Annotated in this window: 12 protein-coding genes; 8 read left to right on the forward strand and 4 right to left on the reverse strand. The window is 63.6% G+C overall.

Features of this window, described 5'->3' with window-relative positions:
- Positions 1-282: 282 nt before the first annotated feature.
- Together GJR96_RS05310 and GJR96_RS05315 are read left to right on the forward strand one after the other, a co-directional pair.
- Entirely contained in the window at positions 283-2,853 is a 2,571-nt protein-coding gene (locus GJR96_RS05310) for a DEAD/DEAH box helicase (RefSeq protein WP_151161980.1), read from the forward strand.
- 143 nt (positions 2,854-2,996) lie between these two features.
- On the forward strand, positions 2,997-3,221 hold the full coding sequence (locus tag GJR96_RS05315) for a hypothetical protein (RefSeq protein ID WP_151161981.1): 225 nt from the start codon (positions 2,997-2,999) through the stop codon (positions 3,219-3,221).
- Positions 3,222-3,323: 102 nt separating this feature from the next.
- Here GJR96_RS05315 and GJR96_RS05320 read toward each other — a convergent pair whose 3' ends face one another.
- Positions 3,324-3,713: a universal stress protein gene (locus GJR96_RS05320; RefSeq protein ID WP_151161982.1), complete on the reverse strand. Its 390-nt coding sequence runs from the start codon at positions 3,711-3,713 to the stop codon at positions 3,324-3,326.
- Between the two features lie 54 nt (positions 3,714-3,767).
- A complete protein-coding gene (locus GJR96_RS05325) occupies positions 3,768-4,463 on the reverse strand; it encodes an Sjogren's syndrome/scleroderma autoantigen 1 family protein (RefSeq protein WP_151161983.1) in 696 nt (231 codons plus the stop codon).
- A 152-nt stretch (positions 4,464-4,615) separates the two neighbouring features.
- Between GJR96_RS05325 and mdh the strand changes: the two genes are divergently transcribed.
- Together mdh and GJR96_RS05335 are read left to right on the forward strand one after the other, a co-directional pair.
- Positions 4,616-5,530 carry a malate dehydrogenase gene (mdh, locus tag GJR96_RS05330; protein WP_151161984.1) on the forward strand — a complete coding sequence of 305 codons (915 nt, stop codon included), beginning with the start codon at positions 4,616-4,618 and terminating at the stop codon, positions 5,528-5,530.
- A 199-nt stretch (positions 5,531-5,729) separates the two neighbouring features.
- Positions 5,730-6,671 (forward strand): CPBP family intramembrane glutamic endopeptidase, encoded by a 942-nt coding sequence (locus GJR96_RS05335; RefSeq protein ID WP_151161985.1) that lies wholly within the window; start codon positions 5,730-5,732, stop codon positions 6,669-6,671.
- 1 nt (position 6,672) lies between these two features.
- On the opposite strand, the gene GJR96_RS05340 is transcribed toward GJR96_RS05335, so the two are convergent.
- Complete coding sequence (locus GJR96_RS05340) at positions 6,673-8,412, reverse strand: excinuclease ABC subunit C (protein ID WP_151161986.1); 1,740 nt, start codon at positions 8,410-8,412, stop codon at positions 6,673-6,675.
- A 227-nt stretch (positions 8,413-8,639) separates the two neighbouring features.
- Here GJR96_RS05340 and GJR96_RS05345 point away from each other — a divergent pair, with 227 nt between their 5' ends.
- The gene (locus tag GJR96_RS05345; protein WP_151161987.1) at positions 8,640-10,154 is read left to right on the forward strand and encodes a methyl-accepting chemotaxis protein; all 1,515 of its coding nucleotides are present in this window, start codon (positions 8,640-8,642) and stop codon (positions 10,152-10,154) included.
- 38 nt (positions 10,155-10,192) lie between these two features.
- Here the strand turns inward: GJR96_RS05345 and GJR96_RS05350 are convergent, their stop codons facing one another.
- Entirely contained in the window at positions 10,193-10,729 is a 537-nt protein-coding gene (locus GJR96_RS05350) for a VIT1/CCC1 transporter family protein (RefSeq protein WP_151161988.1), read from the reverse strand.
- A gap of 137 nt (positions 10,730-10,866) precedes the next feature.
- Between GJR96_RS05350 and GJR96_RS05355 the strand changes: the two genes are divergently transcribed.
- From GJR96_RS05355 to GJR96_RS05365, 3 genes are all read left to right on the forward strand, one after another.
- Entirely contained in the window at positions 10,867-11,142 is a 276-nt protein-coding gene (locus GJR96_RS05355; protein WP_151161989.1) for a hypothetical protein, read from the forward strand.
- Positions 11,143-11,303: 161 nt separating this feature from the next.
- On the forward strand, positions 11,304-12,272 hold the full coding sequence (locus tag GJR96_RS05360; protein WP_151161990.1) for an ABC transporter ATP-binding protein: 969 nt from the start codon (positions 11,304-11,306) through the stop codon (positions 12,270-12,272).
- Complete coding sequence (locus tag GJR96_RS05365) at positions 12,269-13,195, forward strand: ABC transporter permease (protein WP_151161991.1); 927 nt, start codon at positions 12,269-12,271, stop codon at positions 13,193-13,195. The genes GJR96_RS05360 and GJR96_RS05365 overlap by 4 nt, the downstream gene beginning before the upstream one ends.
- The last annotated feature ends 20 nt before the right edge of the window (positions 13,196-13,215 follow it).

Genomic DNA, 13,215 nt, shown 5'->3' on the forward strand with positions numbered 1-13,215 from the left:
GATTGGCTGGTCTTCCAGACGAGTGGGCACAATCGTTATATACGATAGTTGAGATTATATTCTCTTGGGGAACGCTATGTCCAACCCACGCACGAGTACAAGAGTCGCCGAATGGGCGGCGCTCGTTGGAGCGTCGCTTCCGGAACCGCGACCAGACGACCCCGACTTCGACGCTGCCGACAGCGCTCGGTGACGACCATCACCGACGCAGCGGACGGCAGTTCATTTCACTTTCACCGTGCTCTACGAACCCTTATCGGCGAGGGCACGTAATCCAAATCGATGCCGGCCTCTGAGGACGTCGCGTACGTCGACCACCCGCTACTCGTCCCGTCGTTCATCGAGCGACGACTCTATCAGATTCGACTCGCAGGCGCTGCACGCGACGACCACACCCTCGTCTGTCTCCCGACCGGTCTCGGAAAGACGACGGTCAGTCTCCTCGTCACCGCCGAACGACTGTACGAAGTCGGTGGCACGTCGCTGTTTCTCGCCCCGACGAAACCGCTCGTCCAACAGCACGCAGACTTCTACCGTGAGGCCCTCACCATTCCCGACGACGAAATCGTGGTCTTCACCGGCGACGTTCGGCCCGATGACCGGGCCGAACTCTGGCAAGACGCCCAGATAGTCATCGCGACGCCGCAGGTCATCGAAAACGACCTCATCGGGAACCGAATCTCGCTCAGTGACGTGACGCACCTCACGTTCGACGAGTGCCACCGCGCCAGCGGCGACTACGCGTACGTCTACATCGCAGAGCGCTACCACGCCGACGCCGAAAACCCGCTCGTCACGGGGATGAGTGCGTCACCCGGTGGCGACCAAGAGGCCATCCTCGAAGTGTGTGAGAACCTCGGTATCGCCGACGTCGAGGTGATGACCGAAGGTGACGCCGACGTCGACGAGTACACGCACGACACCGACGTGGAGTGGAACCGCATCCAACTCCCCGACGAGATACTGGTGATTCGCGACGCGCTCAACGAGGTCATCACCGACCGACTGGAGAAACTCAAGCAGTTGGGCGTCGCGCGTTCGACTAACCCGGACGTCTCACAGAAAGACCTCAACCGAATGCGGGCGGAACTCCAGCGCCTGATGAACGCCGACAAGTCTGAGGGCTACAAGGGGATGTCGACGCACGCGGAGGTGATGAAACTCCGGCGTGCGGTCGAACTCGTCGAGACGCAGTCCGTCGAGTCCGTCCGGCGCTACTTCGAACGCCAGCGAAACGCGGCCCGGTCGTCCGGGGCGTCGAAGGCGAGTCAGCGACTCGTCGCGGAACCCAAAGTTCGGGAAGCGATGCGAAAAGCGGAGTCGTTCGACGGACTCCACCCGAAGTTCAGGAAGACGCGCATCCTCCTCGCCGAGACACTCGGTATCCACGACGGGGAACGCGTCATCGTGTTCACCGAGTCGCGCGACACCGCCGAGGCGTTGACCGAGTTCCTCTCTGAGAACTTCTCTGTCCGCCGATTCGTCGGACAAGGTGACCGCGAGGGGTCCGACGGAATGTCCCAGAAGGAACAACAGGAGACACTCGACAAGTTCCGGAGCGGCGAGTTCGAAGTCCTCGTCTCCACGTCCGTCGCAGAGGAGGGACTGGACGTGCCGGAAGTCGACTTGGTGCTCTTCTTCGAACCGGTGCCGACGGCCATCCGGTCCATCCAGCGGAAAGGCCGAACTGGTCGGCAGGCAGACGGCCGCGTGGTCGTCCTCCTCGCCGAAGACACGCGCGACGAGGCGTACTTCTGGATATCGCGCCGACGCGAGAAGACGATGCAGAACGAACTGCGCGAACTCAAGGGTGCTGCGGCGGATATCGAGGCCGAACTCGACCACTCACAGCGTGACCTCGCGGCGTTCGCAGGAGGAGAATCCACCGGAAACGAAGGGGGTGACGCCACGACGAACGCAAAAGCGGAGAGTGAACCTGTCGACTCCTCACCCGATGAGGCTTCCGAAACTGTCGCTGCTGCGAGCGCGAAGAACGGACAGTCCGGCCTCGCCGACTTCGGTCCTTCAGACGAGCAGTTGGCACGGGCCGAACCCAGCGACGAGTCCGACGAGCACCCCGACAACGCGGAGGCCACGGGAGACGAACCCACTGGCGACACTGACGACGTGAACGGCGACGCCGGCGACGACGACTCGACAGTAGACGACCAGACGGGAACCATCGCGACGGCCGGGGCCGACGACGGCGTCGAAATCGTCGTCGACCAGCGCGAACTCGATTCGAACATCGCGCGCACCCTCTCGAAGCGAGAGGACTTGACGACGCGACTCGAAACGCTCGCCGTGGGCGACTACGTCCTCTCCGACCGCGTCGCAGTCGAGCGAAAGAGCGTCTCGGACTTCCTCGACACGCTCACGGGTGGCGACCGCTCACTATTCGAGCAAATCGCCGACCTGACGCGCCACTACGCCCGCCCGCTTCTCATCGTCGAGGGCCGGGGCCTCTACGAAGAACGGAACATCCACCCCGGAGCGATTCGCGGCGCACTCTCGTCTGTCGCCGTCGACTTCGGCGTGAGCGTCCTCTTCACCGAAGACGAAGACGACACCGCAGAGATGCTCGCGACCATCGCCACGCGCGAACAGACCGACCGAGAGCGGAACGTGAGCGTCCACGGCGGCAAGAGCGCGAAGACGCTCGACGAACAACAGGAGTACGTCGTCTCCGCCATCGCCGACATCGGTCCCGTCACCGCGCGAACGCTCCTCGAAGCGTTTGGGAGTGTGGAAGCGGTGATGACCGCGAACGAAGACGACTTGCAGGAAGTCCGTGGCGTCGGCGCAGTCACCGCCGAGCGAATCCGAGAAGTCATTGGGTCGGAGTATCGCTGAGACCGAAACGTCGCGCCGCCCCCGAAGACGACGATTCCTCCCGAGATTCGACACGAAACCTGTAGCGACAGTCGTCGATATTGGTCACTATTGTTGCAGCGGAAAAAACATTATATGGTCGGGGACCAAATTACTACTCGAACATGAGTAATTCTTCCTCGACTACCGACGCCCCGACCGGACAGCGCGCGTTCTACGGCGAACCACAGCACGAAGACAGCCACGTGAACGACCGCGACATCTTCTGTGCGGCCGAATCACGCGACGACGAACGCGGTCTGTACGCCCAGACTTCGCACTACCTCGCTACGAACGACGAAGACTTCGCGCACACGACCGGAACGCAGCACACTGTTCGCGTCGCGTAAGCACCGCCCGTGAGTCGAGGAAGCGGCTTTTCGTGGAGACGTAGTCCGTACTGCGACGGTATCGGTACCCTCCGGTAGCCAGCGGTTCCGCACGGCGTTGGTTCAGGGAACCACGGTCATCGGGACGACTTCCGCTCGAAGCACAGTCTCTGCGGCGCTTCCGAAGACCGCTCGTTCGACGGGACCATCTTCGTGGTGACCCATCACGACGTGGTCGTATCCGTGTTTATCGACGGTGTCGAGAATCTCTTCACCGACTCGGTCGGCGTTCCACACGTCGACGGTGATGGTGGTCAGTTCCGGTTCGTCCGGAATGTCTGCCGAGGCGAGTCGCTCACGGGCGTCGTCGAGGATGGCTTCAGTCGCGTCGGTCGCTTGGTTCGTGAAATGGACGACGTGGAGGGACCCACCCATTCCGACGGCCATGTCGATTGCGAAGTCGAGGGCGCGTTTACTGGCGTCGGTGCCGTCGACGGGAATGAGAATTTGCATACCGAGTGGAGGGACCGGGGAGGCGTAAGTTCTACTGACTCGCTGGCGTCCCGACTAGCGGTCCAGTGCCGCGATTGCTTCGGCCGCTTCCCGTGCTGCTGCGAGGAATTCGCGCGCGCGACGTGGGTCGTCTGTCGACTCTGCTTGTTCTGCGGCCCACGTCAGCGTCCGAACGAGTGACTCGCGCGCAGTCGAAACACCGTCAGACTGTGTCTGACGAGCCGACGAACTTCGTTCGTCGACATCGCTGGACTGTGTTCGGCGGGCCGACGGACTCCGTTCGGTGGCGTCGACCGACTGTGTCTGGTGTGCGGTTCGGGTGGACGACGATGCGCGCCTCGTTGTCGACGACTGCGCGACATCACCAGTGGGTTGCGCGGCAGTTTCAGCGACGGACTGCGTCGCCGATGGTGTTCCTGTCGTCTCGGCGGACTCGTCTGTCCTCTGCTGGTCGGTCGCACCCTCGGCCGCCTGCGGAGTCGATTCCGCCTCAGCGACCGCTTCGGCGGCGTTCTCGGCATCCGCGTCGGCGCTGGCGGCGGCCTGCCCCTGGGTCTGGCAGGTCGGACAGAACTCCTGTCCGTCGTAGCGGAAGATGGGGTCGCCGCACTGGTCGCAGTGCTTGTTCGTCATCGTCGCGCCCTTGAGGAGCAACTCGCTCATCCGCTGTGTTGAGCGGCGTTTCTCCTCGTCGCGCTCGTACTTCTCTCGAAGTCGCTGACGTTCCGCCTCCTTGTCGAACTCGCTCATGTGGGTCTGGACGCCGCGTACGTCGAAAAACCCCACGGCGTAGACCGAGTGTGATGACCGATTCGACGACTGTCGAATTGTGAATCGACAGACAGTGGCACGGTGTTCGTTCCGAAACGTTTACTCGGAATCCACAGCGACGCTAATGTGGTATGACGAAAGTTAGCGTGATTGGCGCGGCCGGTACGGTTGGCGCTGCGGCTGGATACAACCTCGCGCTTCGTGACGTCTGCGACGAACTCGTGTTCGTAGACATCCCGAAGATGGAAGATAAGACGGTCGGTCAGGCGGCCGACACGAACCACGGCATCGCGTACGACTCGAACACGGTCGTCACGCAGGGTGGCTACGAGGACACCGCTGGGTCCGACGTGGTCGTCATCACGGCAGGCATTCCGCGCCAGCCGGGACAGACCCGTATCGACCTCGCGGGCGACAACGCCCCCATCATGGACGACATCGGCTCCTCGCTCGCCGAGTACAACGACGACTTCGTCTCCATCACGACGTCGAACCCCGTCGACCTGCTCAACCGTCACCTGTACGAGACGGGCGACCGTGACCGCCACAAAGTTATCGGCTTCGGCGGCCGCCTCGACTCCGCGCGCTTCCGCTACGTCCTGAGCCAGCGCTTCGACGCGCCGGTCAAGAACGTCGACGCGACCATCCTCGGCGAACACGGTGACGCGCAGGTTCCCGTCTTCTCGAAGGTCCGCGTCAACGGCAACGACCCAGCGTTCTCCGCCGACGAGAAAGACGAGATTCTCGGCGACCTCAAGGAGTCCGCCATGGACGTCATCGAGCGCAAGGGTGCGACCCAGTGGGGTCCGGCGACGGGCGTCGCACACATGGTCGAAGCCGTCCTGCACGACACCGGCGAAGTGCTCCCCGGTTCGCTCGTCCTCGACGGCGAGTACGGCTACGAGGACACCGCCTTCGGCGTCCCCGTCAAACTCGGCTCCAACGGCATCGAGGAGGTCGTCGAGTGGGACCTCGACGACTACGAGGCCGACCTGATGGACGACGCCGCCGAGAAACTCCGCGACCAGTACAACAAAATCGCGTAAGTCGGCCGACTTCGCTCAGACACGACTTTTTTCGCGGGCGTCCGACCGCTCACCGCTTCGCTACCACATCGTCTCTCTCGCGTCCACCTCCCTCTCACGTTTGCCTGTCGCTCGTGTTCGTCTCTCTCGTGTCTGCCTGCCTCCCTCGAACACCGTCACTCGGGCTAACAGTTTTCTCACACTCACGCGAAATTCACGTATGGACACACGTGGAGAGACACCGACCGAGTTGGGTTCACGCCCGGCGTCGTTCGAATCGCGTCGCGTCCTCCTCTTCCTCCTCGTCGCCTTTGGACTCGCGGCGGCGACTGCGCTGGTCGTGTACCTCACCGGCGGGTTGACCGACTCGCCGCAGATAGCCTTCGGCTTGCCACTCTGGCTTGTCCTCGTCAGCACGTTTTACATGTTCTCGCCGACCGTTGCGAACGTCGTCACTCGACTGGTGACCGACGAGGAGTGGGAAGACCTGCGCGTTCGACCCGCGTTCCGCTCGAACGCGCAGGTCTACCTCCTCGCGTGGCTCGCTCCGGGCCTGCTTACGGGGGTCGGGACGGTGTTGTTCTTCGTCGCCTTCCCTGCGTATTTCGACCCCAACGCGTCGGCGTTTCGTGACGTGTTGCCGGCCGGTGCACCGCTCGAACTCGTCTTCGTCGTACAGGTTCTTCAGGCACTCTTCCTCGGTGCGACACTCAACACACTGTTCGCCTTCGGAGAGGAACTCGGGTGGCGGGCGTACCTGCTCCAGAAACTCCTCCCGTTAGGACCGCGACGGGCCGTCCTCGCTCTCGGCGTCGTCTGGGGGGCGTGGCACTGGCCCCTCATCGCGATGGGGTACAACTACGGTGTCGATTACGTCGGCGCGCCGTGGACTGGCTTTCTGGCGATGGTCTGGATGACGACGGCGACGGGGACGTTCCTCGCGTGGGTCGCGCTTCGCGCCGACTCGGTCTGGCCCGCGGCCCTCGGTCACGGGATGATAAACGCCTTCGCAGGTATCGGATACATCTTCGCGACGTCCGGCGCACCGTCGCTGCTCGGCCCGACTGTCGTCGGCGCTGTGGTCGTGATTCCGTGGACGCTCGTCGCCATCGTCCTCTTAGTTCGGTCGCCGGTGTTCGGAGCGTCGCCGCCACTCAGATAGGTCACAGTCGCCGCTTCAGTTCCTCTGCCGTTTTCGCCCCCACACCCGGCACGTCCGTCAGGTCGTCGAGCGTCGCTTCCCGGACACCCTCGACGCTTCCGAACCGCGTCAACAGCGCACGTCGCGTCTTCGGACCGATTCCCGGAACGTCGTCGAGGACCGTCTTCACCTCGTCGCGGAGCGTCTGGTGGTACTGAACCGCGAATCTGTGGGCCTCGTCGCGGACCCGCTGGAGGACGTGCAAGTGTGGCGCGTCGTCCGGCCAGTCGAAAGTTCGGTCGGGCGTGATGACCAGTTCGCGCTCTTTGGCGATGCCCACTGCGGGGACGTTCCACCCCGTCTCTTCGAGTGCGTCGAGGGCGGCGTTCAACTGTCCTTTCCCGCCGTCGATGAGGAGTAAATCGGGGTCCGGTCTGTCGTCCCGGCCTTCGAGTGCTCTGGTCGCCCGCCAGTGAATCAACTCGCGCATGTTCGCGTAGTCGTCGTTCCGTTCGGGGAGTCGGCGGCGGCGGTAGTCGGCCGTCTCGGCGCTGCCATCGACGAAGCACACGTCGCTCCCGACGACGGACTTCCCCTGTGCGTGACTCACGTCGAATCCTTCGATACGCGAGACGCGGCGCACGTCGAGAGTCAGTTCGCGGGCGAGCGTCGCGAGTCCGTCGTCGCGTCCGGCGCGTCTGCGGGCGTTCTTCAACGCGAGTTCGACGAGTTTCGCCTCACGCCCGGCACCGGGGACGCGGACGCTCACGCCCTCGGATTCGAGCCACGACACCACGTCCTCGTCGTCCGGATGTTCGGACAAGACGACTGCGTCGGGGAGTTCGCGCTCGGCGTAGAACTGCGCGAGGAAGGCCGAGAGGACGGCGGCGGTCCGGTCTTCGCCTTCTGGAGCGTCGAGGTGGTGGCGCGTTCTATCGACCAACTGGCCGCGCTCGGCGTGGAGACGGGCCACCGTCGCCGAGTCACCGCGGAGTGAGACGCCCAGTACGTCTATCGCTCGCTCGTCGGACTGTGACGAGACGGCGGCCTCACCCGCGCCGTGGAACGATTCGACCGCTTCGAGTCTGTCGCGGAGGTTGGCGGCGCGTTCGAACTCTTCGTCCTGTGCCGCGGCCTCCATCTCTCGGCGGAGCGGGTCGGCGAGGACGCCAGTTTCGCCTTCGAAAAACCGGACCGCCGACTCCACGTCCTCTCGATAGGCGTCTTCGGCTATCTCGCCGGTGCATGGGGCGGTACAGAGACCCATCTCGAAGTCGAGACACGGACGCGAGCGATTCGCGTACTTGTGGTCCGAACACCCGCGGAGGCCGTACGTCTCGCGGATGGCCTTCACCACCGTCTCGACGCGGCCTTTGTCCGTGTACGGCCCGAACACGGTTGCGGAGTCCTCGGGGTCACGTGTCACTTCGATGCGCGGGACGGGGTGGTTCGTCAGTTGGACGAGTGGGTAGGACTTGTCGTCTTTCAGGCGGACGTTGTACCGTGGCTGGTGACGTTTGATGAGGTTGGCTTCGAGGAGAAGTGCCTGCGTCTCGGTGTCCGTGACGGCGAAGTCGATGCCCTCCGAACGAGCGACCATCCGCGAGATACGCTCTGACCGTGGGTCGGCGTACGACCGGACACGAGCGCGGATATCCACCGCTTTTCCCACGTAGAGCACCGTCTCACCGTCGAAGAACTGGTACACGCCGGGGTCGGACGGCAACTCGCCAGCCCGTTCTCTGACCGCACCTGCGTCCATCTGGCAGTGGTTGCCCCGCGAACGGCTTGAGGCTGACGCGTCTTCGACGGAGTGAGTCGAACGGGGACATCGCGAACTGTGTGCGCGCCGCTGCGTTCGTCACCAGTGTCACCTCGTGTCTGATTCTCACCCCATCGATTCCATAGACGACACTTTTGCACAATAGTTATCGCCGATGATAATTGGCTCGAAACTTACTCGTGTGGGGGTCGGAAACGTGGGTTCAAATGGCACTCGGAATTATCAGCCGTCTTCGCTCGTGGTTCGGCAGTCAGACAGCGATACCTGACGGCGGAACCGCTGCAGTCGTCGACGCGCCCGACTTGAACGTCGACGACGACGTCCTCCTCGACGGTGTCGGTCTGCCGGCGTTCGTCCTCGACGAAGAAGGCCGTGTCGCCGCGTGGAACTCTGGTGTCGAAGCACTCACCGGAACGACTGCGCACGCAGCACTCGGCCACCACAACGTGGGCGAACTGTTCTACGACGAATCTGCCGCGACAGTTCTCGCACAGACCGTCCTCAAACAGCCAAACAGTGCGGACGAAACAGAGGGCATCGAGTTAGACGACCCGGACCGACTCCTCTACGCCGAAGAAGAGACGTTCGCCGACGCGAACGGCGTCGATTGCCACGCCCGACACACTGCGATGCCGTTGTACGAAGATGGCGAACTCGTGGGCGTCCTCCAGACCGTCCGAAACCGAACCGAGGAAGTCGAGCGCCACCGCGAAATCGCCACACTCGTAGACGAAGTCGAACAGACGCTCACGGAGTTGAGTCAGGGGAACCTCGACGCTCGTGCGACCATCGACGACTCTGCTGTCGTCGACGACCAACTCCTCCTCGTCGTCGATTCGGTGAACGAGACGGCGCGGAACCTCTCTCAGTTGACCTCGAACGTCCAGGACGAGACGGAGACGGCGACGGCAGCGGTCACTCGTGCAGCGTCTGCCGCCGACGCTATCGTCGAGAACGTCGAGCAGCAACGCAACTTGCTCGACGAGGGGTCGACGCAGATGCAGCAGTTCAGCGCGACGATGGAAGAGGTCGCCGCGACGGCCGACGAAGTCGACGCCGCGGCAGGTGAGGCCCGAGAAGCGGCCGCAGAGGGTCGCGAGGCGAACACTGAAGCGCGGTCGGCAACCGAGAGTGTCGTCACCATGAGCGACGAACTCGTCGACCGAGTGACCGAACTCGGCGACCGGATGGACGACATTGAGGCCGTCGTCGAAGTCATCTCCGAAGTCGCAGAGCAGACGAACCTGCTGGCGCTCAACGCCAACATCGAGGCTGCCCGCGCCGGCCAAGACGGCGACGGGTTCGCCGTCGTCGCAGAGGAAGTCAAGTCGCTCGCCGACGAGACGCGCCAGCACACCGAAGACATCACGGCACAAATCGAGAGCATCCAGTCTCGCACCGACGAGGCCGTCACCGCGGCGACCGAATCCAACGACCGAATCGAACACGCCGACGAGAGCATCACCGAGATGCTCGAAGCGTTCGAGGAGATTGCGTCGTCCATCGATGTGGCCGCCGACGGCGTCGCCGAAGTGTCGCGAGCGACGGACGAACAGGCCGAAGCGGTCGAAGACCTCACTGCGACCATCGAGGACGTTCACGACCGAACCATCGAAACCGAGGGCGCAGTCGACAGCATCGTCACGGCAACCGACGAGAGCGCACAGGCGCTCACAGCGCTCTCGATGGAAGTCGAAGAACTGACCGGCGGCCGACCGTAAGCCGTCTCGAAATCGACGGACGAACTGCCGTTTTTTGCTCAGGCGAATCCAGCGAGGAAGTTCCCGACTGCGTAGGCGACTGCCGCCGCGGCCATTCCGACGACGAACATCTCTCCTCCGTTTGCGACCCACGACCGGTTCGTGACGAGACTTCGACTCGCACCGACGACGAAGAACGCCGTGCCGGTGACGACGAGAGAGATGGGAAACAGCGGTTCGAGACGGAAGACGTAGGGGAGAAGCGGCGTCCATCCGGCCACGATAAAGGCGAGGAACGTCGCAGCGGCGGTCTGTACGGGCGTCTTCCCGTCGGTTCGGACGTGACCGTCGCCTACCGCATCGTGGTAGTCTTCTTCCGACCGCTCGGAGAGGTAGTTACTCATCCCCATCGAGAACCCGTCGGCGAAGAGGTTCGCGAACCCGAGGACGATGACGATGCCCGGACTCAGCGCCGCGCCCGCGACGCCGGCGACGACGGCGAACGTCGTGACGATGCCGTCGTTCGCGCCGTAAATTATCTCGGGGAGGTAGCGCCCGGACGACTGTACGTCGTCGCCGAGCAACGTCTCGAGCATAGCGGAGACGTACGCTCGCTGGAGGCATAAACCGACGGGCAGAGTTGGAACTCCACGACACGAGTGTCTGGGTTTCGGGCGGGCGTTCGACGACTGGATGCGGCACGCGTAAGAGTCCCCCGGCCGAACCACGGCCCATGAGCGACGACGACACTGCCCAACTCTGGTTGGTCGAGCGGTCCTACGACGACAGGGACCTCATCGTACTCATCTACGCGACGACCGACGGCGAGTACGAACTTCGCAAGGAACTCGCCGCGGCGGTGATGCATCAGCGGCGGATGGCCACGACGGCGGCAATCGAGGCACCGGTGGCGAATCTCGAGTCCGTCTCCGACGACGCCCTGCGTGAGCGATACGCCGCCGAGGCGACGAAGATGTCCGAGACGCACGACCCAGAGGACGAAGTCTGAGGTCGAATCTCGGTCGCACAGACTTCCGTGTCCCGCGCAGGCACTCGAACCGCCGTACAGGCTTTCGCGTCTCCGCACAACCCGTCTCGTCCTGCGAATCTGTTATCGGCCCTGATTCTTGCACCTAAAACCCTTTAACCCAGTACGACGCAGGCCCGTCCATGGCCGCCATCGAACTGAACGGGGTGACGAAACGGTTCGAAGACGACCGTGGCGTACTCGGTACGCTCGGGCTTTCTTCCGACACCGACAGCGTGACCGCCGTCGAAGACCTCTCGTTCTCCGTCGAGGACGGAGAGGTGTTCGGGTTCCTCGGTCCCAACGGCGCCGGAAAGTCGACGACTATCAACATGCTCTTGGACTTCGTCCGTCCGACGAGTGGGTCCGTCCGCGTCCTCGGACACGACGCACAGGCCGAGAGCGTCGCCGTCCGTCGCCGGACCGGTGTCCTCCCAGAAGGGTACGACGTGTACGACCGTCTCACGGGTCGTGAACACGTCGAATTTGCAATCGAGTCGAAAGAAGCAGACGACGACCCGGACGAACTGCTCTCCCGTGTCGGACTCGACCCCGACGACGCTGAACGTCGCGCCGGTGGGTACTCGAAAGGGATGGCTCAGCGTCTCGCACTCGCGATGGCACTCGCTGGGAGTCCAGACCTCCTCATCCTCGACGAACCGTCGTCGGGGCTAGACCCCGCAGGTGCGCGCGAGATGCGCGAAATCGTCCGCGCGGAGGCTGACCGTGGCGCGACGGTGTTCTTCTCCAGTCACGTGCTCGGACAGGTCGAAGCCGTGTGTGACCGCGTCGGCATCATGCGCGAGGGCGAACTCATCGCCGAAGACAGCATCGAGAGCCTCCGTGACCGACTGGAGGCCGAGGCGATTCTCCGCCTCGACGTCGAGGGCGACGCCGACCTCTCGGCGGTTCGCGCCGTCGACGGCGTCTCGTCGGTCGAATCCACTGATGGCCGCCTCGTCGTCGCGTGTTCCGACGACGCGAAGACGCGGGTCATCGAGGCAGTCGAGTCTAACGGGTCGACGGTCGCCGACTTCGAGACGGACTCGGCGTCGCTGGAGGACATCTTCCTCGCGTACACCGAAGACGAGAAACAGGAGGTCACGGCATGACCCTCGAATCCGTCGCGCGCAAAGACTTCCGCGACGCCATCCGTTCGCGGTGGCTCTTGGGCCTCACGCTGTTCTTCAGCCTCATCATCGGCGGGTCGACGGCGCTGTTCTACGGCGTCCTGCTGAAGGGTGCGGGCGCGAACTCGGAGACGTTGTTCGGACTGACGACTGCGCCGGGCGGTCTGTTTAGCTTCTCGTACGCGGGCATGCTCGGGTTCATCCTCGCGCTCATCGCACTCGTCACCGCTCACGGGTCGCTCATCGACGAACGCGAGTCCGGGACGATGAAACTCCTGCTCTCGCTGCCGAACTCCCGACGCGACGTGGTGTTCGGGAAACTCGTCGGCCGGACGCTCGTGGTCCTCGTCTCGATGCTCGCCGGGTTCGTCATCGCGCTGTTCGCGATGCTCTTTACCGGCGGACAGGTGATGTTCGCCTCCTACGCGGGTCAGGTCGCCCTCTCGGGACTGTTGGCGACAGCGTTCGTCTCCATCGGCGTCTGGCTCTCGGCCACGTCCGAGTCGCAACGGCAGGCCCTCTTCAGCACCATCGGCCTGTACTTCATCTTCGCCGTTCTCTGGTCGACGGTGGCTACGGGCGTGCCGCGGGTTCTCAACTGGGCCATCGAGCAACTCCCGGGCATCGAACCGATGGCAGGCGAACAAGTTGCGCTCATGCGGATGTTCATCAAGTACCTGAATCCGCTTCGCGCCTACGAGACGCTCGTGGCGCAACTGTACGGTCCGGCCCCCGCGGCCCGTCTGTTCAAGGCGGGACTCGGCGAGTCACTGGTCCTCCAACCCATCTTCCAGGAGTCGATTCCGTTCTACCTCACCGGGCCGTTCATCCTCGTCATCCTCCTCGGGTGGATTGTCATCCCGCCACTCCTCGGCTACTGGACGTTCACGCGCGTCGACCTCTGAGGACGTAGATTCTGCGTACC

Origin of the sequence: Haloferax litoreum (genome assembly GCF_009674605.1) — an archaeon.
Lineage (GTDB): Archaea > Halobacteriota > Halobacteria > Halobacteriales > Haloferacaceae > Haloferax > Haloferax litoreum.